The 22,878-nt window shown below is 67.6% G+C and carries 26 protein-coding genes; 13 read left to right on the forward strand and 13 right to left on the reverse strand.

The window, feature by feature from the left end; translation table 11 throughout:
- Window positions 1-195: 195 nt before the first annotated feature.
- A complete protein-coding gene (adh, locus tag MKK63_RS15145; RefSeq protein WP_244003073.1) occupies window positions 196-1,719 on the forward strand; it encodes an aldehyde dehydrogenase in 1,524 nt (507 codons plus the stop codon).
- Window positions 1,720-1,791: 72 nt separating this feature from the next.
- Here the strand turns inward: adh and MKK63_RS15150 are convergent, their stop codons facing one another.
- Both MKK63_RS15150 and MKK63_RS15155 read right to left on the reverse strand, forming a co-directional pair.
- Complete coding sequence (locus MKK63_RS15150; protein ID WP_244003075.1) at window positions 1,792-2,121, reverse strand: hypothetical protein; 330 nt, start codon at window positions 2,119-2,121, stop codon at window positions 1,792-1,794.
- Window positions 2,118-2,414 (reverse strand): hypothetical protein, encoded by a 297-nt coding sequence (locus MKK63_RS15155; protein ID WP_244003077.1) that lies wholly within the window; start codon window positions 2,412-2,414, stop codon window positions 2,118-2,120. Before MKK63_RS15155 ends, MKK63_RS15150 begins: the two co-directional genes overlap by 4 nt.
- A 164-nt stretch (window positions 2,415-2,578) precedes the next feature.
- Between MKK63_RS15155 and MKK63_RS15160 the strand changes: the two genes are divergently transcribed.
- From MKK63_RS15160 to MKK63_RS15170, 3 genes are read left to right on the forward strand one after another with little or no spacing between them, the layout of a single operon-like run.
- A complete protein-coding gene (locus tag MKK63_RS15160) occupies window positions 2,579-3,004 on the forward strand; it encodes a DUF779 domain-containing protein (protein WP_244003079.1) in 426 nt (141 codons plus the stop codon).
- 13 nt (window positions 3,005-3,017) lie between these two features.
- A complete protein-coding gene (locus MKK63_RS15165) occupies window positions 3,018-3,431 on the forward strand; it encodes a carboxymuconolactone decarboxylase family protein (protein WP_244003081.1) in 414 nt (137 codons plus the stop codon).
- Entirely contained in the window at window positions 3,428-3,868 is a 441-nt protein-coding gene (locus MKK63_RS15170) for a cupin domain-containing protein (RefSeq protein WP_244003083.1), read from the forward strand. Before MKK63_RS15165 ends, MKK63_RS15170 begins: the two co-directional genes overlap by 4 nt.
- Window positions 3,869-3,872: 4 nt before the next feature.
- Here MKK63_RS15170 and MKK63_RS15175 read toward each other — a convergent pair whose 3' ends face one another.
- The 6 genes from MKK63_RS15175 to gap all read right to left on the reverse strand — a co-directional run bounded on the left by MKK63_RS15175 (window position 3,873) and on the right by gap (window position 9,881).
- A complete protein-coding gene (locus MKK63_RS15175) occupies window positions 3,873-4,916 on the reverse strand; it encodes a tetratricopeptide repeat protein (RefSeq protein ID WP_244003085.1) in 1,044 nt (347 codons plus the stop codon).
- Window positions 4,913-5,560: a thiamine phosphate synthase gene (locus MKK63_RS15180; protein WP_244003087.1), complete on the reverse strand. Its 648-nt coding sequence runs from the start codon at window positions 5,558-5,560 to the stop codon at window positions 4,913-4,915. Before MKK63_RS15180 ends, MKK63_RS15175 begins: the two co-directional genes overlap by 4 nt.
- Before the next feature lie 19 nt (window positions 5,561-5,579).
- Window positions 5,580-6,650 carry a class II fructose-bisphosphate aldolase gene (gene fba / locus MKK63_RS15185; protein ID WP_243921033.1) on the reverse strand — a complete coding sequence of 357 codons (1,071 nt, stop codon included), beginning with the start codon at window positions 6,648-6,650 and terminating at the stop codon, window positions 5,580-5,582.
- A gap of 436 nt (window positions 6,651-7,086) precedes the next feature.
- Complete coding sequence (locus MKK63_RS15190; protein ID WP_244003089.1) at window positions 7,087-8,289, reverse strand: phosphoglycerate kinase; 1,203 nt, start codon at window positions 8,287-8,289, stop codon at window positions 7,087-7,089.
- 23 nt (window positions 8,290-8,312) lie between these two features.
- Entirely contained in the window at window positions 8,313-8,786 is a 474-nt protein-coding gene (locus MKK63_RS15195; protein ID WP_244003091.1) for a hypothetical protein, read from the reverse strand.
- Between the two features lie 90 nt (window positions 8,787-8,876).
- Window positions 8,877-9,881 carry a type I glyceraldehyde-3-phosphate dehydrogenase gene (gene gap / locus MKK63_RS15200; protein ID WP_244003093.1) on the reverse strand — a complete coding sequence of 335 codons (1,005 nt, stop codon included), beginning with the start codon at window positions 9,879-9,881 and terminating at the stop codon, window positions 8,877-8,879.
- A 456-nt stretch (window positions 9,882-10,337) separates the two neighbouring features.
- Between gap and MKK63_RS15205 the strand changes: the two genes are divergently transcribed.
- Window positions 10,338-10,622, forward strand: coding sequence for a DUF4164 family protein (locus MKK63_RS15205; protein ID WP_243921023.1), 285 nt, complete (start codon window positions 10,338-10,340; stop codon window positions 10,620-10,622).
- 29 nt (window positions 10,623-10,651) lie between these two features.
- Window positions 10,652-11,068 carry a cell division protein ZapA gene (locus MKK63_RS15210; RefSeq protein ID WP_244003095.1) on the forward strand — a complete coding sequence of 139 codons (417 nt, stop codon included), beginning with the start codon at window positions 10,652-10,654 and terminating at the stop codon, window positions 11,066-11,068.
- A 67-nt stretch (window positions 11,069-11,135) separates the two neighbouring features.
- Here the strand turns inward: MKK63_RS15210 and MKK63_RS15215 are convergent, their stop codons facing one another.
- The 3 genes from MKK63_RS15215 to madL all read right to left on the reverse strand — a co-directional run bounded on the left by MKK63_RS15215 (window position 11,136) and on the right by madL (window position 13,155).
- On the reverse strand, window positions 11,136-11,804 hold the full coding sequence (locus tag MKK63_RS15215; RefSeq protein ID WP_243921019.1) for a GntR family transcriptional regulator: 669 nt from the start codon (window positions 11,802-11,804) through the stop codon (window positions 11,136-11,138).
- Between the two features lie 113 nt (window positions 11,805-11,917).
- Window positions 11,918-12,682 (reverse strand): malonate transporter subunit MadM, encoded by a 765-nt coding sequence (gene madM / locus MKK63_RS15220; RefSeq protein WP_244003226.1) that lies wholly within the window; start codon window positions 12,680-12,682, stop codon window positions 11,918-11,920.
- A 17-nt stretch (window positions 12,683-12,699) separates the two neighbouring features.
- Window positions 12,700-13,155, reverse strand: coding sequence for a malonate transporter subunit MadL (gene madL, locus MKK63_RS15225; protein ID WP_244003097.1), 456 nt, complete (start codon window positions 13,153-13,155; stop codon window positions 12,700-12,702).
- A gap of 225 nt (window positions 13,156-13,380) precedes the next feature.
- Between madL and mdcA the strand changes: the two genes are divergently transcribed.
- The 7 genes from mdcA to gmd all read left to right on the forward strand — a co-directional run bounded on the left by mdcA (window position 13,381) and on the right by gmd (window position 19,821).
- Window positions 13,381-15,027 (forward strand): malonate decarboxylase subunit alpha, encoded by a 1,647-nt coding sequence (mdcA, locus tag MKK63_RS15230; protein ID WP_244003099.1) that lies wholly within the window; start codon window positions 13,381-13,383, stop codon window positions 15,025-15,027.
- Between the two features lie 190 nt (window positions 15,028-15,217).
- Entirely contained in the window at window positions 15,218-15,526 is a 309-nt protein-coding gene (mdcC, locus tag MKK63_RS15235; RefSeq protein ID WP_244003101.1) for a malonate decarboxylase acyl carrier protein, read from the forward strand.
- Window positions 15,527-15,528: 2 nt separating this feature from the next.
- Window positions 15,529-16,458: a biotin-independent malonate decarboxylase subunit beta gene (locus MKK63_RS15240; RefSeq protein ID WP_244003103.1), complete on the forward strand. Its 930-nt coding sequence runs from the start codon at window positions 15,529-15,531 to the stop codon at window positions 16,456-16,458.
- A complete protein-coding gene (gene mdcE / locus MKK63_RS15245; protein WP_244003105.1) occupies window positions 16,445-17,161 on the forward strand; it encodes a biotin-independent malonate decarboxylase subunit gamma in 717 nt (238 codons plus the stop codon). The genes MKK63_RS15240 and mdcE overlap by 14 nt, the downstream gene beginning before the upstream one ends.
- Window positions 17,162-17,169: 8 nt before the next feature.
- On the forward strand, window positions 17,170-17,829 hold the full coding sequence (gene mdcG / locus MKK63_RS15250) for a malonate decarboxylase holo-[acyl-carrier-protein] synthase (protein WP_244003107.1): 660 nt from the start codon (window positions 17,170-17,172) through the stop codon (window positions 17,827-17,829).
- Window positions 17,826-18,752: an acyltransferase domain-containing protein gene (locus MKK63_RS15255; RefSeq protein WP_244003109.1), complete on the forward strand. Its 927-nt coding sequence runs from the start codon at window positions 17,826-17,828 to the stop codon at window positions 18,750-18,752. Before mdcG ends, MKK63_RS15255 begins: the two co-directional genes overlap by 4 nt.
- 85 nt (window positions 18,753-18,837) lie before the next feature.
- Window positions 18,838-19,821, forward strand: coding sequence for a GDP-mannose 4,6-dehydratase (gmd, locus tag MKK63_RS15260; protein WP_244003111.1), 984 nt, complete (start codon window positions 18,838-18,840; stop codon window positions 19,819-19,821).
- Between the two features lie 138 nt (window positions 19,822-19,959).
- Here the strand turns inward: gmd and MKK63_RS15265 are convergent, their stop codons facing one another.
- The gene (locus MKK63_RS15265) at window positions 19,960-20,946 is read right to left on the reverse strand and encodes a substrate-binding domain-containing protein (RefSeq protein WP_244003113.1); all 987 of its coding nucleotides are present in this window, start codon (window positions 20,944-20,946) and stop codon (window positions 19,960-19,962) included.
- Between the two features lie 34 nt (window positions 20,947-20,980).
- Window positions 20,981-22,690 (reverse strand): methyl-accepting chemotaxis protein, encoded by a 1,710-nt coding sequence (locus MKK63_RS15270; protein ID WP_279574667.1) that lies wholly within the window; start codon window positions 22,688-22,690, stop codon window positions 20,981-20,983.
- Window positions 22,691-22,878 lie beyond the last annotated feature (188 nt).

Raw genomic sequence — 22,878 nt, forward strand, 5'->3', positions numbered from 1 at the left:
CGATTGCGATCGGAAAGGCGTAGGATCCTTGCGTTCGCGCACTGGCCAAAAGTCCACCTTGATTCGACGCGCCAAAAGACATTGGCTGTGATCATCGCGGAATCGGATGCGGCCCAACCAAGCGGCCGCCCGGCGCACTGCGAACGCCCAAGAGCCGCGGTTCGCGAGGCCGGGGCCAATGGAGGAAACAGAGCGATGAACAAGCCGGAATTTCTCGGTGACTCTAAGGTGAAGTCGCCGTTCTCGGCCCGCTACGAGAACTTCATCGGTGGCCAGTGGGTCGCCCCCGCGGCCGGCCGCTATTTCGAGAACACGTCACCGATCACCGGCAAGGTGATCTGCGAGGTCGCCCGCTCGGACTCGCAGGACGTCGAGAAAGCGCTCGACGCCGCCCACGCGGCTAAGGAGACCTGGGGCCGCACTGCCCCGGCCGAGCGCGCCCGCATCCTGCTCAAGATGGCCGACCGGATGGAGGAGAACCTCGATCTGATCGCCCTGGCCGAGACTTGGGACAACGGCAAGCCGATCCGCGAGACGATGAACGCCGACATCCCGCTGGCGATCGACCATTTCCGCTACTTCGCCGGCTGCGTGCGGGCGCAGGAGGGGTCCCTCTCCGAGATCGACCACGACACGGTGGCCTACCACTTCCACGAGCCGCTCGGCGTCGTCGGCCAGATCATCCCGTGGAACTTCCCGATTCTGATGGCCGTGTGGAAGCTGGCGCCCGCGCTCGCCGCCGGCAATTGCGTGGTCCTGAAGCCGGCCGAGCAGACCCCGGCCTCCGTGCTGGTGCTGATGGAGATCGTCGGCGACCTGCTGCCGCCGGGCGTCCTCAACGTGATCAACGGCTTCGGCCTGGAGGCCGGCAAGCCGCTGGCGTCCTCGCCCCGCATCGCCAAGATCGCCTTCACGGGTGAGACGACCACCGGCCGCCTCATCATGCAGTACGCGTCGCAGAACCTGATTCCGGTGACGCTGGAGCTCGGCGGCAAGTCGCCGAACATCTTCTTCGCCGATGTCGCCAACGAGGATGACGACTTCTTCGACAAGGCGCTCGAAGGCTTCACGATGTTCGCCCTGAACCAGGGCGAGGTCTGCACCTGCCCGAGCCGCGCGCTCGTGCACGAATCGATCTACGACCGCTTCATGGAGCGGGCGGTGAAGCGCGTCGAGGCGATCACCCAGGGCTCGCCGCTGGATCCGGCCACGATGATCGGTGCCCAGGCCTCGGGTGAGCAGATGGAGAAGATCCTCTCCTACATCGATATCGGCCGGCAGGAGGGCGCGCAGCTGCTCACCGGCGGCGAGCGCAACGTCAAGGACGGTGAATTCGCCGAGGGCTTCTACGTGCAGCCGACCGTGTTCCGCGGCCACAACAAAATGCGCATCTTCCAGGAAGAGATCTTCGGCCCAGTCCTGTCGGTCACGACCTTCAAGGACGATGCCGAGGCGCTCTCGATTGCCAACGACACGCTCTACGGCCTCGGCGCCGGCGTCTGGACCCGCGATGGAACCCGCGCCTACCGCTTCGGCCGGGCGATCCAGGCCGGCCGCGTCTGGACGAACTGTTACCACGCCTACCCGGCCCACGCGGCCTTCGGCGGCTACAAGCAGTCCGGCATCGGCCGCGAGACGCACAAGATGATGCTCGACCACTATCAGCAGACCAAGAACATGCTGGTCAGCTACTCGGCCAAGAAGCTCGGCTTCTTCTGAGCTTCAGCCCGGGTTAACCCCCGCGACGACTTCAGCCCCGGCCTCGCGGCCGGGGCTTTTTCCTATCGGGGTTCAGCGCTTCAGGCAGGACGCGGCGATGGCAGCCGATGTCCGGTCGTGCAGGCTGATGGTGCGATCGGCCACTGGACGGCGAACCTCCTCGCCCTGATTGGCCTCGGCCTTCTCGAGTTCCCAGAGCCGCGCCTTCACCGCCCCATCGGCGTAGCAGGCGCAGAACGCGGCCTTGTCGGCAATCACGGTATCGGGCGGAGCGATCCAGTCGGGATGGTTCAGACAGGTGCCCAGCTCGGCCTCCCGTGCCGGCGCGTTGACGTCTTCACGTGCGCGGGCGGGGCCGCTCGCCAGCGCGGCGAGCAGCAGGGCGACGAACGGGCGGTTCAATAGACGCCGTACCCGAAGCCCTCGAAGGGCGCGTTGACGATGGAGCCGGGCGGCATCGGGCCGGCATCGGCGCTGACGCTGGGTACGTCGTCGGGCGGCCCGTCCCAGCCGACGACACCCATCGGATTGTCGGGCGTGACGTTCGGATTTCCCGCCACGCGCCAGGCATGCTGGAGGAAGAGCGGCTGCGCGCGGGGCTCAACACGGAGCGCGAGCGGATCGGCACTGGCCGACCCGGCCATCAGCGTGGCGAGGATGAGGGCAAGACAGGGTGCGGTGGTTCGAGGAGTCATGGTGCGATCAGCCCGTGGGGCTCTCCGTGTCGCCCGTTCGGGGCGCGTTCCCAATGGGAAACGCCGATACGGCCGGTCCGGCACCAGCTTGGCTGTTCTGATGACGCAAATGTGGAAATCGCGCACCGCACGCGCATATCAACAATCACACCGGGGAGGACAGTATGAGCCTGGATGCGAAAATTGAGGCCACGACCGCCGAGCAGGTCGGCGCCGATGGTACGCCGCTGCGGGTCACCGCGACGCCGAAGGCGCTGCAACTGATCGAAGAGCTTCGCTCCGAGTACGGCCCGGTCATGTTCCACCAGTCCGGCGGCTGCTGCGATGGCTCTTCGCCGATGTGCTACCCGGTGGGCGATTTCATCGTCGGCGATGGGGATGTGCATCTCGGCAAGGTTGGGGGCGCCGATTTCTTCATCAGCCGCTCGCAGTTCGGTGTCTGGAAGCACACGCACCTGATTCTGGACGTGGTACCCGGGCGCGGCGGCATGTTCTCGCTGGAGAACGGCCGCGAGAAGCGCTTCCACATCCGCTCGCGGTTATTCTCGGACGCCGAGAATCGCGCCTTGGATGGCGCCTGCAAGCTCTGAAGGACATCCCGCCATGGCGACCGTGACGCTCAGGAGCGATGCCGAAGCCGAGGCTGACCCACGGGTCCAGGCGGTTTTCTCGGATATCCGGACGACCCGCGGCTCGGATGTCATCAACAACTTCTGGCGCGGGCTCGCCCACGACCCTGCCCTGCTGGAGCGAACCTGGACCAGTCGTAAGGCCGTCATGGGCCCCGGAACGCTCGATCCGCTGACCAAGGAATTGATCTACATCGCGGTCTCGATCGCCAATGGCTGCCCCTACTGCATCCACTCGCACACGGCCGCGGCCCGCGCGCTAGGCTTGACCCCGGCGCAACATGGCGAGTTCCTGGCTGTGGTCGGCATGGCGAACCAGACCAACGCGCTGGTCAATGGTATGCAGATCCCGGTCGATGCTGCATTCAAGGTCGGAGAAGGTCCATGAGCTCCGGTTCCGAAACGCCGAAAGCAGGTCTGCGCGTTGTGCGTGAGAGCGCGCCGTTCCGCGGTAGGCAGGGGCATCTCTACCGCCCCGCCATCTCCGCCGAAGCGGTGGGCTCCGCCGCTTTGCACATGCAACTTCTGGAGATCCCACCCGGCGAACGTGCCCACGCGCACAAGCACGAATCGCATGAGACCGCCATCTACGTCCTGTCGGGCGTATCGGGCTGCTTCTGGGGCGAGCACCTCGAGCATCACGCGATCGCGGGCGCCGGCGAGTTCGTCTACATCGCCGCGGACGTGCCGCACCTGCCCTACAACCGCAGCCGGACCGAGCCGGTCACGGCCGTGATTGCCCGGACCGATCCGAACGAACAGGAGAGCGTGGTGCTGCTGCCGGATCTGGAACACGGCGTCGATTGGTCGAAGGCCGACGAATAGCGCCTCAGCGCTGCTCAACCCGCTCGTTGGCGAGCCGTTCGGCGCGTGCCCGCTCGTCCGTCGAGAGGCCCGACAGGGTCTGGTCCAGCCACGCGTCGGACAGGCCCTGGCCGGCCGCGGCGAGGTTCCAGGCCGCCGCTTCGACGGGGTTCTTCGTCACCCCGCGCCCGACGGCGTAGAGCCGCGCGAGCCGGTTCTGCGCGATCGCATTCCCCCGTGAGGCGGCGTGCAGGAAGTAGCGGGCCGCCGAACGCTCGTCCTTGGTCACACCGTGGCCGTTGAAAAGCAGGATCGCGTACTCGATCTCGCTGGCCAGATCGCCGTTGTCGGCGCCGCGCCGGAACAGGGACGCCGCCTTGCTGGCATCCTTCGGCACGCCACGGCCCTGAAGGTAGAGGACGCCCAGGTCGTGCTGCGCCGGGCCGATCTCGGCATCCGCCGCCTTGCGGAACTGCGCGGCGGCCGCAGCCTCGTCCGAAGGGCTGCCCGTCCCGATCAGGATCAATCCGAGATTGTAGGCCGCGGTGGGTGAGCCGTTCGCGGTGGCCTGTTCCAACCAGCGGCGGCCGACCTTCGGATCCTTCGCCATGCCGCGGCCGTCGAGGGCCATCAGACCGAGGGACGACATCGCGGCGGCATCGTTCTGCGCCGCGGCGAGGCGATACCAATCGGCAGCCTTGACCGGGTCCTGCTTCACCCCAAGACCCTGATTGTACAACTCGCCCAGGAGCGTCATCGCGGCGGCGTCTTTGGGGTTGGCCGCGATGCGCTTGGTCGCCTCCCGGAAGGCCGTGACGTATTGCCCGCGCTGGTACGCCCCGTAGGCAAGATCCGCCGGCTGGCCGCTGGCCGGGGGGACGGCGCCACGGGTGTAGTTCGGGGTGTAGGGGGTCGGCAGCTCCGGCATGGGCTTCTGGCCGGGCACCGCGCTCGCCGATCGCGGGGGGGATGCCGCGCTCATGGACGGATCACTCGGACCGGCGGCCCAAGCCGGCGGCGCCAGCAGTACGCCGACGAGGGCCAGCACGGGACGGAGATCCGGCCTCATCGCGCCGGCACCTGCGCGAGCGCCTGTTGCGCCTGCCCGACGGCGGCCGGATCGGCCAGCCAGAGACCGCTTTCGAGCCCGACGAACTCCGCGCCCGTCTCCGACAGGGGGCCGATCGCATCGGCGCTCGCGGCGACGGCGATGCAGGGCGTCTCGAAAATCTCCGCCCACCAGGAGACACGCGCGAGTACGGTCTCGGCATCGGGCGCCGCACCATCCGGGTACAGCCCCCCGAACATCACGTAGTCGACCCCCGCCTCACCGGCCTCCATGGCGGTATGCTTGGTCTCCGTTCCACCGACACCCAGGATGCGACCGTCCCGCAGGCGACCGCGAAGATCCTGCAAGTCGCGGGGCTTGTCGACGTGGATACCGTCGGCCCCGCCCCGGATCGCAACCGTAGCGAGATCGCCGGTGAAGCCGGGGCAAGCGACGACCAGGGCCGCTCCGTAATCCTGCGCCACCGGCGCCACCTGCTTGACCTGCGCGGTGAGCCCGCGCTCGTCGGTCGCGGCGAGACGCAGGATCACGGCTGCGACATCACCGGCGGCGCAGGCGGCCCGGAGGGCCGACACGAACGCCTCCGTGCCGGCCGCATCCAAGCCGTGGGGCCCGAGCAGGGCGAGACGCGTGCTGTTGCTCATCGCGACGGCCAAATCACTCTCAGCGTGCGCCGATCTTCGGGTCCAGTGCGCCGCTGGCGTAGCGCTTGGCCATCTCGGCGACCGAGATCGGCCGGAGCTTCGAGCCCTTGCCGGCCGTGCCGAACTCCTCGAAGCGTTGCTTGCACAGCTTCGTCATCGCCTCCATGGCCGGCTTCAGGTACTTGCGCGGGTCGAACTCCGAGGGGTTCTCGGTAAGAATCTTCCGGATCTGACCGGTCATCGCCATCCGGTTGTCGGTGTCGATGTTGATCTTGCGCACGCCGTGCTTGATGCCGCGCTGGATCTCCTCCACCGGCACGCCCCAGGTCGGCTTCATCTGGCCGCCATACTGGTTGATGATGTCCTGCAGGTCCTGCGGCACCGAGGAGGAGCCGTGCATGACGAGGTGGGTCGTCGGCAGGCGACGATGGATCTCCTCGATCACGTTCATCGCAAGCACATCACCATCGGGCTGACGCGTGAACTTGTAGGCGCCGTGGCTGGTGCCCATCGCCACCGCCAGCGCATCGACCTTGGTGGCTTCGACGAACTTCACCGCCTCGTCCGGGTCGGTCAGGAGCTGATCGTGGCTCAGGGTGCCCTCGGCGCCGTGGCCGTCCTCGGCCTCGCCCTGGCCGCTCTCCAGCGAGCCGAGCACGCCAAGCTCACCCTCGACCGAGACGCCGGCCCAATGGGCCATCTTGGTGACGTTGCGGGTGATCTCGACATTGTAGTTGTAGTCGGCCGGGGTCTTGCCGTCTGCCTTAAGCGAGCCGTCCATCATCACCGAGGTGAAGCCGTACTGGATCGCGGTGGCGCAGGTCGCTTCGTTGTTGCCGTGGTCGAGATGCATGCAGACCGGGATGTGCGGGTAAATCTCGACGAGGCCGTCGATCAGCTTGGCCAGCACGACATCGTTGGCATAAGCGCGGGCGCCGCGGCTCGCCTGGAGGATCACCGGGGAATCCGTGGCGTCGGCGGCCGCCATGATGGCGAGCCCCTGTTCCATGTTGTTCAGGTTGAAGGCGGGCACGCCGTATTCATGTTCGGCGGCGTGATCCAGGAGCTGTCGGAGGGTGATGCGTGCCATCGTGACTGTCTTCCTGTTTGCCGAGTGGTCGTCTGGCCGATTGCCGGTCGCGTCGCGCGCGCTCAGCTGAGCCTTATCGTGCCGGTCTGCCGAGAGCGTCGCTTTGGGTCAATCTCCGAGGCAGAACTGAGCATTTCACACCGGATAAATTTCGGCTGGCCGAGCTTTCCAAAGCCGCGACACTTTCTTCGACCTCGCCGACCGGCGTGCCGAAATTCCTGGCCGATCCTTGCGCATCTCAAGACCGAGCCAACCACGCCTGTCGAAGCGCAAAACCGTCTCGTCCGGCAGGCTTGCGTGACGTACCTGGAAACGCGTCCGGATCGCGAAGTTCGTGTTCTCCACGATGTCACTCGTCGACTCGGCCCCCCGGCTGTTGACGGCCGGGAGTATAAATGGGGTCGCGGCGCCCGGGGAGGAGAACGGAGCGCTGCGCTCACCCCTTCCCGCGAAGGGCCTCCACGCCCGGCAGGACCTTGCCTTCGAGCCATTCGAGGAAAGCCCCGCCAGCGGTTGATACGTAGGTGAAATCCTGTGCCACGCCAGCGTGGTTGAGGGCCGCGACCGTGTCGCCGCCGCCCGCTACCGAGACCAGCTGGCCTGCCTTGGTGCGCGACGCCGCGTGCTTGGCGGCGGCCACCGTGGCGGCGTCGAAGGGGGCCAGCTCGAAGGCGCCCAGCGGACCGTTCCAGACCAGCGTCTTCGCGCCGTCGATGGCGGCGTTGATCTCGGCGACGGAACGGGGCCCGGCATCGAGGATCATGCTGGTGTCCGGCACGCCATCCACCGGCACCGTCTCGTGCGGTGCTTGTGCCTTGAACTCCGTGGCTGCCACCGCGTCCACCGGCAGGATGATCCGGCAGCCGGCCTTCTCGGCCGCCGCCAGGATGCGGGTGGCGGTCCCGGCGAGATCCTTCTCGCAGAGCGACTTGCCGACCGCCATGCCCTGCGCGTGCAGGAAGGTGTTGGCCATGCCGCCGCCGATCACCAGCATGTCGACCTTGGCGACGAGATTCTCGAGGAGATCGATCTTGGACGACACCTTGGCGCCGCCGACCAGCGCGATCACCGGGCGCTGCGGCGCCTCCAGACCCTTGGTCAGGGCCTCGAGTTCAGCCTGCATCTCGCGGCCGGCATAGGCCGGCAGACGGTGCGCCAGCCCCTCCGTGGAGGCGTGGGCCCGGTGGGCCGCTGAAAACGCTTCATTGACGTAGACATCACCGTTGGCCGCCAACGCATCCGCGAAGGCCGCCTCATTCTTCTCCTCACCGGCGTGAAAGCGGGTGTTCTCAAGGAGCAGTACGTCGCCGTCCTTGAGCGCCGCCACCGCCTTCGCGGCCTCCTCGCCGACGCAGTCGGGTGCGAAGGCCACCGTACGCCCGAGCGCTTCACCCAACGCCGGCACCACCGGCTCCAGGGAATCCTTGGGCTCGCGCTTGCCATTCGGTCGGCCGAAATGCGCCAGCAGGATCACCTTCGCGCCTTGGTCAGCGACTTCCCGGATCGTCGGCGCCACGCGCGCGATGCGGGTCGCGTCGGTGACGCGCCCGCTCTCCATGGGCACGTTGAGATCGACGCGCATCAGAACCCGCTTGCCCTTGAGGGAGCCGGCATCGTCGAGGGTGCGGAAGGCGCTCATGCGGTCCTGTATCGGTCGGTGAGTTACTGGACGGTCGTCCCGATCGTCGCCCGCTGTGGCAGCAGCCGGTCGAGATTCAGCCGCTGGACCGCGATCATCAGAACGACGGTCAGGATGGCGGTGATCACGGCCGTGAGGACGAGGGCGCCGGTCCCGGGCAGGCGGCGTGTCCGCTCCGCGATCCCGCGCATCTCCGCGCGCAGGGCCGCCAGGTCGGTCTGCCGCGCGGATTCATTCATCCGGCTGGTGGCAGTCTCGACCTTGTCTTCGACGCGCGACAGCAGCGCTTCAGACCGGGCGTACTTGTCTTCAATCCGAGAACATTTGTCTTCGATCCGCGCGAGCTGATCGAAGAGCTGATTGGTCGGAAGGGCGTGCAATGGTGCCCCAGCGGCCGGCGGGGCCGGAAGCGGCGCGGGCGGCACCGTATTCGGCGCGGTCGTGATCGGTGAGGTCGCGGTCGCTGCGGTCGACTTGGCCTGCGGAGCGTCGGTCATCCCTGGCGAATTCCCGGTTCGTGGTGAGACCGCCCAATCGGGCGAATGGCCGCCGTCCTGTCACGGGACGGCGGCCATTCGCAAGCCGACTCAGATAAGTTTGGCCATTGCCACGGCGGTGTCGGCCATGCGGTTCGAGAAGCCCCACTCGTTGTCGTACCAGGACAGGATGCGCACGAACGTGCCGTCCATGACCTTGGTCTGGTCGAGATGAAAGGTCGACGAGTGCGGATCGTGGTTGAAGTCGATCGAGACGTTCGGCCGGTCGGTCACGCCGAGCACGCCCTTGAGCGGGCCCGCGGCCGCGGCTTTGATGGCCTCGTTGATCTCCTCGACCGAAGTGGCACGCTTGGCCGTGAAGACGAGATCCACCGCCGAAACGTTCGGGGTCGGCACGCGGATCGCGGTCCCGTCGAGCTTGCCCTTTAGCTCCGGCAGCACGAGGCCCACGGCCTTGGCGGCGCCGGTCGAGGTCGGGATCATCGAGAGCGCGGCGGCGCGGCCCCGATAAAGATCCTTGTGCATCTGGTCCAGCGACGGCTGGTCGTTGGTGTAGGAGTGGATCGTGGTCATGAAGCCGCGCTCGATGCCGACTGCCGCGTCCAGCACCTGGGCGACCGGCGCCAGGCAGTTGGTGGTGCAGGAGGCGTTCGAGACGACGAGGTGCTCGCGCGTGAGCTTGTCGTGGTTCACGCCGTAGACCACCGTCAGGTCGGCGCCGTCAGCTGGCGCCGAGACGAGGACGCGCTTGGCGCCGGCGTCGAGATGGGCCTTGGCCTTGTCCTTCGCGGTGAAGATACCGGTGCATTCGAGCGCGATGTCGACGCCGAGGTCACGATGGGGCAGCTCGGCCGGGTTGCGCACGGCCGTGACCTTGATCCGCTTGCCGTTCACCACCAGGAATTCACCGTCGACCTCGACTTCGCCGGGGAAGCGGCCGTGCACGGAGTCGAAACGGAGCAGGTGGGCGTTGGTCTCCACCGGGCCGAGATCGTTGATCGCCACGACCTCGATGTCGCTGCGGCCGGCTTCCGCGATCGCGCGCAGGACGTTGCGGCCGATGCGTCCGAACCCGTTGATGGCAACCTTCGTCACGGCGTCATTCCTTCCTGATGCGGCCCTCGACCGCGCGTCACCGCACGGGGCGGGTTTTGCGGCGGATCCCGAGGTTCCGCCCCGAAGCCGCGCAGAGCTTGGTCGCGCGGATCTGGGCGGGCGGGCTTGAACCGGTGATGAACCGGACCGGGAGAGTCCGGGCTCCACAGCCGGCAACCAGCGAAGCGCCCTGTTCCGGCCACGGCCTCGGGACTGTCACGGGCCGGCTTTCCCGGCGTCGTGCGCGGTCCCTTTCGGGAGCGCGCGGCTGTCTAGCATGGCGCTTGGACCTGTCAAACGCGTGGCGGTGACAAAGACCTTCGATTCTCCAACCAATAAACAGGGATTTCGACGCTTGATCTACCGGGTGGTGCCTTCCGGGTGAGATCCGCAATTTTGCGCTGGAATTCCGACGGCATTCGATCAAAAACTTCCGCGTCCGACAAACGGAAGACCATGGCCGACGAGTCCGAACCCAGCATGATCGACGAGGCGCTTGCCCGCCTCGAGGCAGCGGTGAACCGTATGGATGCCGTCGTCCAGTACCGCCTGGAGAAAGCCGCTCAGCCGGACGACCGCGACGCCGAGCTGGCGCTGATGGACGAGGATCGTGCGCGGCTCGCCGCCGCCCTCGACGCGGCCAGCGCCCGGCTCGCGGAGGTCACCGCCACGACCGGCGAGGTCGGGCAGCGCCTCGACCGGGCGATCGAGACCGTCCAGGATGTCCTCGGACGCGCCTGACCCGGATATCGCGCCTCCCGGAGCCGCTCTTGCCGCAGATCAATGTGACCATCGACGGCCGCAGCTACCGCATGGCCTGCGGGGAGGGCGAGGAGGCGCATCTCACCGCACTCGCCGAGAGCCTCGACGGGCGCATCGGCGAGATGCGCAAGAGTTTCGGCGAGATCGGCGACATGCGCCTGCAGGTGATGGCGGCGCTGACGATCGCGGACGAGCTGGCGGAACTGCGCGGGCGGCTTGCCGGGCTCGAGGCGGAGGTCTCGGACTTGCGCGCCGCGACCGAGGCTGCGGAGCGCGGCCGGGCGGAGGATGCCGAGCGGGCCGCGGCGGGGATCGGCCGGGCGGCCGAACGCGTGGGCCGCATGGCGGATGCACTTGGGACGCCCTCCGCAGCAGGGCTCGGAGGTCGTGACGTGATCGCGGGCAAACCGCCCTTCGAGCTGTGAGGCTGTCGATCCTGCCAGTCCGGCTCCGCACGGTAAGGGTACCGGAGCGGCGTGCCGTTCCCGGACGTCAGCCGTGTTCCGCGATGTACCGCCCCAGCGCCACGGCCGCGCGCAGCATGTGCGCGCGCATCCGCCGGGCCGCCGTCTCGCCGTCGCCCTCCGCGATCGCCGTCAGGATCTCCCCGTGCTCCTCATAGGAGCGGCCGATCCGGTCGGCGTGTCGCAACTGCGTCCGGCGAAAGGCGGCCAGGCGCTCGCGGATCGCCAGCGCCTGTTCGGCCATGTAGCCGTTGTGGGTCGCGGTGTAGAGCGCCTCGTGGAAGGCGCGGTTGAAGCGGTCGTAGGCGTCGATGTCCCCATCCCGGACCGCGATCGCCGAATCCGCGTGTAGCTCCATCAGTTGGCCCCGTTCGAGCGGGGTCATCCGGTAGGTGGCGAGCCGGGCGCACATCGCCTCGATCTCGGCGGTGGTCTCGAACATGTCGGCGATGCGCTGCGGCGTCAGCCGCGCGACCACGACGCCTCTCCGCGGCCGGATCTCCACGAGCCCCGAGGCCGCGAGCTGCCGCAGGGCTTCCCGCACCGGCGTGCGCGATGCACCATAGCGCTGCGCGAGGTTCTGCTCGTCGAGGGCCGTGCCGGCCGCAATCTCGCCAGACGCGATGGCATCGGTGAGCGCGTCACGGATCCGGTCCGAGAGCAATCCCGTATCGATCTTCTGAAAATCGCCGTGCATTCGTCAACCTTAGACCAATCCGCTCGACGCGGCTTCAAGTCCACAAAGCAAACGGCACAGTCCTCCGTCATCATCCACCGAATCTTGCCGAGGCGACGCGGTGGTGAAGTGTGTCACCCTACCAGGGCGCGCACGGCCAGGAACAGGATCGAGGGCCCGACCAGACAGCCGATACCGGTGTGGAAGGTGGCGGTCAGCGCCCCGTACGGCACCAGCTTGGGATCGGTCGCCGCGAGGCCTCCCGCCACGCCGCTCACGGTCCCCATCAGGCCGCCGTAGGCCATCGCCGAGCGCGGATTGTCGAGGCCGATCAGCCGCGCGACCAGGGGCGTGCCGACCATCACCATGACGGCCTTGGTCACTCCGGTGGCGATCGAAAGGGCCATGACGGTCGAGTCCGCGCCGATGGCCGCGCCGGTGACGGGTCCGACGATGTAGGTGATCGCCCCCGCGCCGATCGTCGTGATGGAGACCGCATCGTGGTATCCGAACGCGACAGCCGTCAGAGAGCCGACGATGAACGGCAGGATCGTTCCAAGGGCCAGGGCGAGCACGCCGAGCAGGCCGGCGCGGCGAGCCTCGACGACATCGACTTCGAAGGCCGTGGCCACGATCGCGAAGTCCCGCAACATCGCCCCGCCCATGAGGCCGATGCCGGCGAGCGCAGGGATGTCGGCGAGACCCTTCTTCCCGCCGGTGTAGAGTCCACCGACATAGGCCAGCACCAAGCCCAGCACGATGGCGATGGCCGAACCGTGGACCCGCCCGTTGGTGAGAGACTTGGCGGCGACGTTGGAGACGAGGATCAGCGCGCCGACCACTGCGAAGGCGGCGACCAAGCTCTGCTCCACGAAGACATGTTCGATGCCATGCCAGATCGTGTGATCCATGGTGCTCACTCCTTCCCGGCCAGGGAGGCGGTGCGACCGACAGGGATCGGCTCCGCGTCACCCTCGATCACCGATCCGCCGTGCTCGACCGCGGCGTCGCCCGAGTCTCGGCGGCCGATCCGACTGAGCAGCGCCACCGCGCCGAAGCACAGGACCAGCGATCCCGTCGCGGCGATCAGCACGATCGGGCCGCCGCTCATTGCCGCGACCACATTCTGCTGGGCCGCCATGGCGACCACGATCGGGATGTACATGCCGGCCCAGAACTCGACGCCGAACTGCACGCCCTTGGTCAGGCGGCCCCGCCGCGACAGCCAGAGGCGCGCCGCGATGAGCAGGATCATCGCGATGCCGACACCGCCGACATTGGCCTTCACGCCGAGCGCAAGTCCCAGAAGGTCGCCGAGATACACGCCGATCAGCGTGCAGCCGGCAAGCAGGGCGACACCGAGCACGATCATCGGCGTTGGTCCTTCGGCTCAGCCGTGCGGAGGGCGAGTCGCGGCACGTGTCTCGACGCGCTTGGCATGGAGCGTCTCCTTCCGTCTCGGCTCGTCGCCCTTTCCAGAAGTATGCAAGATATTGACAGAATGACAATCCCGTATACGAAACTGTGATGGCGATGGGTTTGAAAATACCGAACGCCGTACTATCTTCGGTTCGGCATACCGAGTGGGAGCGCGCGGATGACCGAATGGCGCGGTGAGAGGCGGGCGCGCGACGCGCGCATCGCGGCGGGGCGCGCCCATGCTACGGGAAAGGTCGTGCCGGCAGTAGCCGTCGTCGATCTGCTCGAAGCGATCCTGCGGCCCGGGGATCGTGTCTGCCTCGAGGGCGACAACCAGAAGCAAGCTGATTGCCTGGCCCGGGGCCTCAGCGCCTGCGATCCCGGCAAGATCCACGATCTGCACATGGTCCAGTCGGGGATCGTGCTGCCGGAGCACCTCGACGTGTTCGAGACCGGCATCGCCAAGCGCCTCGACTATTCCTATTCCGGCCCGCAGGGCGCCCGCATCGCCAAGATGCTCTACGGCGGCCAGATCGAACTCGGGGCGGTGCACACCTACCTCGAACTGTTCGCCCGGTACTTCGTCGACCTCACGCCCAACGTGGCGCTGATCGCGGGCGTTTCGGCCGACCGGGAGGGCAACCTCTACACGGGGCCCAACACCGAGGACACGCCGACCGTCGTGGAGGCCACTGCCTTCAAGAACGGCGTCGTGGTCGCGCAGGTGAACGAGATCGTCGATAGGGTTCCGCGGGTCGATATCCCGGGCGATCGCGTGGATTTCGTGGTCGAAGCCGACAGGCCGTTCTACGTCGAGCCGCTGTTCACCCGCGATCCGGCGGCGATGACCGAGACCCAGATCCTGATCGCCATGATGGCGATCAAAGGGATCTACGCCGAGTACGGCATCCGCCGCCTCAACCATGGGATCGGTTTCGGGACGGCGGCGATCGAGTTGCTCCTGCCGACCTACGGGGAGAAGCTCGGCCTGAAGGGCAAGATCGCCACCCACTGGGCGCTCAACCCGCACCCGACCCTGATCCCGGCGATCGAATCCGGCTGGGTCAAGCAGGTCCACTGCTTCGGCTCAGAGGTCGGGATGGACCGTTACATCCGCGAGCGACCCGACATCTTCTTCACCGGCGCGGACGGAAGCCTGCGCTCGAATCGCGCCTTCTGCCAGACCGCCGGTCTGTACGCCTGCGACATGTTTATCGGCGCGACGCTCCAGATCGACCTGTCGGGTCATTCCTCGACGATCACGCAGTCGCGCGTAGCCGGGTTCGGAGGCGCCCCCAACATGGGCTCGGATCCGCACGGCCGCCGTCACCCGTCGGATGCCTGGATGAAGGCGGGGCGCGAGGGGCAGATCGTCGGCGACCCCGCCCTGATGCGCGGGCGCAAACTCGTCGTGCAGCTGGTCGAGACCTTCGGCGACAAGCTGGTCCCGACCTTCGTGGAGCAGCTCGACGCCCTGGAACTGGCTCGGAAGATCGGCCTCGAACTGGCGCCGGTCATGATCTACGCCGATGACGTGACCCACATCGTCACCGAGGAGGGCATCGCCAACCTCCTGCTCTGTCGGGATGTCGACGAGCGCGAGCAAGCGATCCGGGGCGTGGCGGGCTACACCGCGGTGGGTCGCGGCCGCGACCGAGCGAAGGTCGAGGAACTGCGCGCCCGCGGCATCATCCGCCGGCCGGAAGATCTCGGCATCGAGCCCCTCGACGCCGATCGGGCATTGCTGGCTGCGAAATCGATCAAGGATTTGGTGCACTGGTCGGGTGGCCTCTACGAGCCGCCGGCCAAGTTCCGGAACTGGTAATCGGTGAGACCGACGCACATCGATCCAATCACGGTCCTCATCCTGAGGTGCACGCACCAGCGGGCCTCGAAGGAGGGCTCCAGGGATCGCGGTGGTATCTGCAGGGCTCCTTCGAGGCCTCAACTTCGCTCCGGCACCTCACGATGAGGTGTTCCATCGGGATCAAGGATCCTTTTCAACGGAACCGGCCATGGAATCCCTGACCTTCCGCCACACCACCCGGAAGCCGCTGCCCGGCTCGGTGCCGAACGCGATCACCGGCGTGGTCGCCTCCGGTAATCTGGAGATCCTGCTGGAGCGGGTCCTTGCGCCGGATGCCTGCGAGGTCGCGATCGAGACGCCGATTGCCGGCTACGGCGACGTCTGGGAGGCGGTGGTGGCCGATTTCGTCGCCCGGGCGCAGCCCGGCGGCCTCCGGATCAGCATCAACGACGGCGGCGCCCGCCCCGATACCGTGTCGCTGCGCCTGCTTCAGGGTGCCCGGCTGATGGAGGCCTGACCATGGCTGGCGATCGCTCCGCGCGCCCAGATCCCGGCAGCCTGAGTTGGTACGAAGCGACTGCCCGCCAGCGGGTGGCAGCCCTCGCCGATCCGGGCAGCGTCCGCGAGTTTCTGCCGCCCACCGAGCGGCGGATGAGCCCGCACCTGCCGCTGTTCGACCTGCCCCGCGCCTTCGACGACGGCATCATGGTCGGCGAAGCGACCCTCGACGGCGCGCCCGTCCTGATCGCCGCCCAGGAAGGCCGCTTCATGGGCGGCGCGTTCGGCGAGATCCATGGGGCCAAGCTTGTCGGCCTGCTCCGGGTGGCCCTGGAACTGAAGCCGAAAGTGGTGCTGATCCTGTTCGATACCGGTGGCGTCCGCCTCCAGGAAGCCAATGCCGGAGAGACCGCCGTCGCCGAGACCATGCGGGCGATCGTGGATGTCCGCGCGGCCGGTATCCCGGTGATTGGCCTGATCGGCGGGCGGGCCGGCTGCTACGGCGGCGGCGGCCTCGTCGCCGGCACCTGCTCGCGGCTCGCCGTCTCCGAGGGGGGGCGCATCTCAGTCTCCGGGCCGGAGGTGATCGAGACCAACAAGGGCGCGGAGGAATTCGATTCCCGCGACCGGGCGCTCGTCTGGCGGACGATGGGCGGCAAGCATCGCCGGCTCACCGGCGGCGCGGACGCGTTCTGCGCCGACACGGTTTCGGCCTTCCGGCGGGCGGCCCTGGATCTGATCGGCCGGGCCCCGGCCTTCGATCTCGACACCCTGGAGGCCGAGCAGGCGCGGCTCGAAGACCGGATCGCGCGCTTCGGTGATTGCCGCGACGCCACAGACATCTGGCGACGGCTCGGCGTCAACGATCCGGAGGCGGTGCCGGCGATGGATACGGATGCGTTCGACGCGACCGTGGCCCGAGCCCGGGAGATCGACCATGACGCTCGCTGAGATCCTGACCGCCCTGTTCCCGCACGGGCACGACGTCACGGTCCAGGACGGGCTGGTGAGCGGCACCGGGCCGTTCGCCGACGGGCGCATCACCGTTGTCGGCATCGACGGCGATACGCCGCTCGGGGTTGATGGGGCGCTGCGGCTGTCACGGGCGGTGCTCGATGCGATCCGGGCGGGCGACCGGGCGCCGATCCTTGTGGCGGTCGATTCCGACAGCCAGCGCATGAGCCGGCGGGACGAACTTCTCGGGCTCAACGAGTGCCTCGCCCACCTCGCCAAGGCGCTGTTGCTGGCGGATCGCACGGGCCACCCGACGATCGGGCTCATCTATGGTCACTCGGCGGCCGGAGCCTTCATCGCGACAGCGCTCGCCACGCGGGTCCTGGCAGCTCTGCCGGGCGCCAATCCGAGCGTGATGGATCTGCCCTCGGTCGCGCGGGTGACCAAGCTGCCCCTGGACAAGCTCAACGACATGGCGAAGACGACGCCCGTCTTCGCGCCGGGCCTCGACAACATGGTGGCGACCGGCGCCGTTCACGTCGTCCTCGATCCGGGGAAACCTCTCCCCAATCAGATTCGCGATCTCATCGCCGGACTGGAGCCGGGCGATGTGCGTGATCGGCTCGGTGCGGAGCGCGGCGGCCGCCCGGTCGCGCACGATGTCGCTCGCGCGGTCATCGATCAGGCCCGACGACGCTGAGAACCGCTGTGTCTGAGACGTATCGGCGCCACGATCTCGTTCAGGTCGATGTTTCGGCCTGGGGCGCATGGCTCGGCACCCGGCACGATCTCGACGGTTTTCGGCACCTCGACCGTTGGGCTCAAGAAGGCCGCCCGCTGATCGTGCGGCGTCGCATGCCGGGGGAAACCGGAGAGACCGTGCCCCTCGGCTTGCCGATGCCGCCGTCTGACGGCAAGCGGCGGATCGGTCTCGCCCTACCGGCCGCTGCATTGACGCCGATGGCGGCCTTAAACCTCGCGGAGGCCAGCGATTACGCCCCGACGGCCTGGCGGCCGGCGATTGCGGCGCTTCTCTCGCTCGGGTGCGATCACGGCATCGTGCCGCGGCCGTTCGGCAGCCTGCTGTGGCAGGCCGTCACCGGCCTCACCTATCTCAATGCGACTTCGGATCTCGATCTGCTCTGGCCCTGTCCGGATCCGGTTCCAATCAATCTGCTGACCGGGCTCGAAGCGATCGCGGAGAACGCCGCGATGCGCATCGACGGGGAAATTCTCCTTCCGGACGGCACCGGCCTACATTGGCGTGAGCTGCGTGACGCTCCCGAGGATGGGTCGGTCCTGGCCAAGGGCCTCGAGGGTGTGACCCTGAGATCCGTTGCCGGCTTGCGCGATCCGGTGATCGCATGACGCTGGCGCTGCTCCTCTCCGGCCAGGGCGGCCAGAACCCGGCCATGTTCGACCTGACGGCCGATCATCCGGACGCACAGGCCATCTTCGCCGCCGCCAAGCCGCTCCTCGGCGGTGTCGACCCCCGTGATCTCGCGCGCAGCGGCAGCGACGCCCTGCACCAGAACCGGACCGGTCAGATCCTGTGCTGCGTGGCAGCCCTGGCCACCTGGCGGGCGTTGGGCGCCGCCGGGACAATCCGCACGATCGTGGCGGGCTACAGCATCGGCGATCTCGCGGCCTGGGGGATCGCCGGTCGGTTCGAGCCGCAGGACGTGCTGGCGCTCGCAGCGCGGCGGGCCGAGGCCATGGACGCTGCCTCGGGCGTCGGGTTCGGGCTCGCGGGCATCCGCGGCCTCGGGCTCGACGTGCTCGATCACCTCTCGCTCGAGCACGGATGCCATCTTGCGATTCGCAACGCCGCGGATAGCGGCGTGGTTGGCGGCGCGCGGGACGCGCTGGAGCCGCTGTGTGACGCGGCGCGCGCGCGCGGAGCGCAGCGGGCGGTGGTCCTGCCGATCCACACCCCGTCGCACACGCCCTTGCTGGCGGCCGCTTCGGAAGCGTTCCGCGAGGCCCTGCGCCAGACGACATTGTGCCGCCCGCCACCGGGCGCGCCACGCCTTGTAAGCGGGCTCGACGGCGCGGTCGTCTTCCGCAGCGAGGACGGATTGGCCAAGCTGGCGACGCAGATCTCAGACAGCATCGACTGGGCCGCCTGCCTGGAGGCCTGCCGCGAGTACGGCGCCGACCGCGTGCTGGAACTCGGCCCGGGACACGCCCTCGCCACCATGGCCCGGTCCGCAGTGCCGGGAGCTCGGGTTCACGCGCTGGAAGAGTTCCGGACGATCGAGGGCGTCCGTGACTGGCTGAGCCGGCCTTAGGGCTGTTGCGCGGGCAAGCCCTCGCCTTGACGTCCGGGCCGCACGAGTCGTAGCAGCCGGGCATATGTTGCGACGGGACGGGGATATGACGGGCAAGCGCGCGCTGATCACAGGGGTGACGGGCCAGGACGGGGCGTATCTGGCGCAGCTCCTCCTTGAGAAGGGCTACGCGGTCACCGGCATCGTGCGCCGCTCGAGCCATGCCGGCGTGTTCGATCACCGTCTGAAATGGCTGGGCATCCTCGACGATGTCGAATTGGTCGACGGCAACCTGCTCGACCAATCCGCCCTGCTGCGGATCGTTCAGACCGCCAAGCCCGACGAGATCTACAACCTCGCCGCCCAGTCCTTCGTCACCTCCTCCTGGCAGCAGCCGCTGCTGACCGGGCAGGTCACGGGGCTCGGCGCCGTGCACATGCTCGAATGCCTGCGCTCGGTCGCCCCGCAGGCGCGCTACTATCAGGCCTCCACCTCCGAGATGTTCGGGCTGATCCAAGAGGAGCGCCAGAGCGAGACGACGCCGTTCTACCCGCGCTCACCCTATGGCGTGGCCAAGCTCTACGCGCACTGGATGACGATCAACTATCGCGAGAGCTTCGGGCTGCACGCCTCGAACGGCATCCTGTTCAACCACGAGAGCCCGCTGCGGGGCGTCGAGTTCGTGACCCGCAAGGTCACGGATGCGGTCGCGCGGATCAAGCTCGGCAAGCAGAAGGAACTGCGGCTCGGCAACATCGACGCCAAGCGCGACTGGGGCCACGCCCGGGACTACGTGCAGGCGATGTGGCACATGCTGCAGCAGGATAAGCCGGACGACTACGTGATCGCCACGGGCCGGACCACGACGGTGCGGGACATGTGCGCGATCGCGTTCAAGCATGTCGGCCTGAACATCGACGACCACCTCATCATCGATCCGGCGCTGTTCCGGCCTGCGGAGGTCGAGGTTCTGCTCGGCAATCCGACCAAGGCGAAGGCAACGTTCGGCTGGGAGGCGCAGACCAGCCTGGAGGCGCTGATCACCGAGATGGTGGACGCCGACATCAAGCGTCACAGCGCTAACGCCTGAGCGGCTGTCGCCGCGTCCCATGGGCCGCCATGACAGCCTCAGGGGCTGCGCGGCAAGGCAAGGTCCTGCAGCGGATCGGCGACCTCGTGGAGCGCGAGGCGAAGGCGCTCACTTCGAAACGATGAGCGCTGCCGTCGCCTATTGGGCGAAATGCACGGTCGACATCCGTTCAGTGACCAGTTCGAACGGCGCCCAATCGTATTGCTGCACGGGCTCGCTCCGAATTAGCGCCAGGGCATCGTCCACCGCCTTGCCGCCCTGGATCGCGGCATCCTGATGGACGGTCACGGCCAAGCGCTTCTTCTGCATGGCCGCGATGGCGTCCGGGATGGCGTCGACGCCACCGATCAGGATGCGACCAGCGGGAATGCCCGCCGCCTCGACGGCTTCGGCGGCTCCGAGCGCCATCTCATCATTGTTGGCGGCGATCGCATTGATGGACAGGCCTTGCGCCAGCCATCCGGCGACGACGGCGCGGGCCTTGGCGCGGTCCCAGTCCGCTGCAGACTCGGCGACGAGACGGAGGTTCGGGAACTCGCGCATCACCGCCTTGACGCCCTGCGTGCGCAGCACCGATCCGGAATGGGTCGGATGCCCCGCCAGGATCGCAACGGATCCGGACCCGTCCAGCATCTGGGCGAGCTTGCGCATCTGCAGCCGACCGGCAACCAGATCGTTGGGCAGAACGAAGGCGACGCGCCCGGAAAACCAATCCTCCCGCGGCCCGTTGTTGAAGTACACCAGCGGAATATCGGCTTCCTGCGCCAGACGCGTGATGGTGGCGTTGGCCATCGCGTCGACCGGCATGACCAGAAGCGCATCGACCTTCGCGGCGATGAAGGACCGGACCTGTGCGATCTGCTGTTCGCCCGCGCCCTCGGGCGAAAAAGCGAACTGCACGGCTACGCTGCGGGACTTGGCGTGTTCCGCGATCCGATCGTGCAGGAGCTGCGTGAATGCGACCGGGGGGATCATCGTTACGCCCAGGGTCGTCGCGGCTGCCGGCTCGAGCCCGGATGCGAGGGCGACGAGGAGCGCTACAAGCCACCACCGGGCGCGGTCGCATGCGCCGGAGTGAGTGACTCGGATTCCCATGATGGTCCGGGCCGTGCCTGATCGGTTCATGATGTCGGGTCCGGCGTGTTGGTCCGACGCGGCCTCAGGCGGCGCGGATCGTCTGAAGAAAGCGTGCGACCTCGGCACCAAGTCGCTCGGCGTCGCGCGACAGAGCGCTCGCCGCGCTGAGCACCGTTTCGGCCGTATCGCCCGCTTTCTCGGCGGTGCCGGCCACGTCGGCGATGTGCGTGCTGACCTCGCCGGTGCCCTGCGCTGCCTGGGAGATGTTGTGGACGATCTCCTGCGTGGCAGCGCCCTGCTCTTCTACAGCCGCCGCGATCGAGGCGGCGGCCCGGCTCATGTCCTCGATTCGGATGGTGATGCCGGTGATCGCCGCGACGGCCGAGGCGGTGGACCCCTGGATGATGCTCACATGCCGCGTGATGTCGTCGGTCGCCTGCTTGGTCTGCCCGGCGAGGGCTTTCACCTCGGCGGCCACCACCGCGAATCCCCGGCCCGCCTCGCCGGCCCGCGCCGCCTCGATGGCGGCGTTGAGCGCCAGGAGATTGGTCTGGGCGGCGATCTTGGCGATCATCCGGACGACGTCGCCGATCTGGGCGGCGGCGCCATTGAGCGCTTGGACCAGCTCCGTGGTCTGCGCCGCGTCGGTGGCGGCGCCGTTGGCCACCTCGGCGGTTTTCTCGGCCTGGCGTCCGATCTCTTGGACCGACGTGCCGAGCTGGTCGGCCGCCGCGGCGATCATCCGGACATTGGATTGCGCCTTTTCCGCCGCACCCACTACGCTGGTCGACTGGGTCGCCGTTTCCCCGGCCGCGCGGCTCATCTGGTCCGCCGATCTGCGGAGCTCGACGGCCGCCGCCGTCACCGTGCCGACGATCCCGCCGACGGAGGCCTCGAAACGCTCCGCCATCGTGTGCATCACCGTCCGGCGCTGCTCCTCCGCCTGCGCCCGAAGCTGCGCCGTTTCCGCCTCCATGGTTTGGGTGCGCAGCATGTTGTCCTTGAACACCCGCAACGCGCCCGCCATGGCGCCGAGTTCATCGCCCCGCGCGTCGGATGGCACCGCTACGGCGAGGTCGTTCTGGGCCAGCTGCTCCATGACACGGGTCATCCTGGCGATCGGCGCTGCGACCCGGCGTAGGATGAACCAGACGATTCCGAGCGTCAGGAAGGCCGCTAGTGCGACTGCAACGATCACCGCCATCCGCGAGGCGTCGCCGACCGAATCCGCCATTGCGGTCTGATCGAACGCCCTTGCCTGGCGGTAGCCGAGCACCGTGTCGACTGCCTGCGTGAAGCTTGCAGCCTCGTTCTGCAAGGCGGTGTCGAACACCGCATCGGCCAACTCGCGTTCGCCGGCCCGGTCGAGCGCCGCCGCTTCCGCCTCGACCGCGAGGAAGTGTTGCCAGGCCTCGCGCAGGGTATGGGCGAGGCGCTGCTCATCAGTTCCCGCGACGGTAGGCGCGTAGGTGCTCCAGGCGCCGGAGAACGCCTCCTGTGCCTTCGCGATCCGGGCCCGATAATCCAGCCGCGCCGAATCGGATGGCGCATGGTGTGCCAGGACGTCGAGCGCACGCAGTTCCTGGCTGAGCTGCTTCATCGTGCCGAGGATCGCCACCGCCCGGATTTCTCCGGCAACCGACCGACTGGTCTCGTTGATCAGACTGATGCGGAATACGGAGAACGTTCCGATCCCGATGGAGATCATGAACAATGCGATCGCAGAGCCGATGACGATCGACCGCAGATTGATAGAAGATTGTCGCGCGCGACTGCGCTCCGGGAACGCCATCCAAATCCATTCCAAGTCTTGTCCCGACAGGGCTTATCGTGACGCTGATCGGGAAGCAAATTTATCGGAATGCCTCGCGACGTAAAAAAATTCCAGAGTATTAGTTTTAGAATTTAAGATCCATGACTGAGTTAGTGCAATTAATTATATAAAATTACTGTTCATTATTAAATCATATAATTCCAAAG

Source organism: Methylobacterium sp. J-088 (assembly GCF_022829295.1).
Taxonomy (GTDB): domain Bacteria; phylum Pseudomonadota; class Alphaproteobacteria; order Rhizobiales; family Beijerinckiaceae; genus Methylobacterium.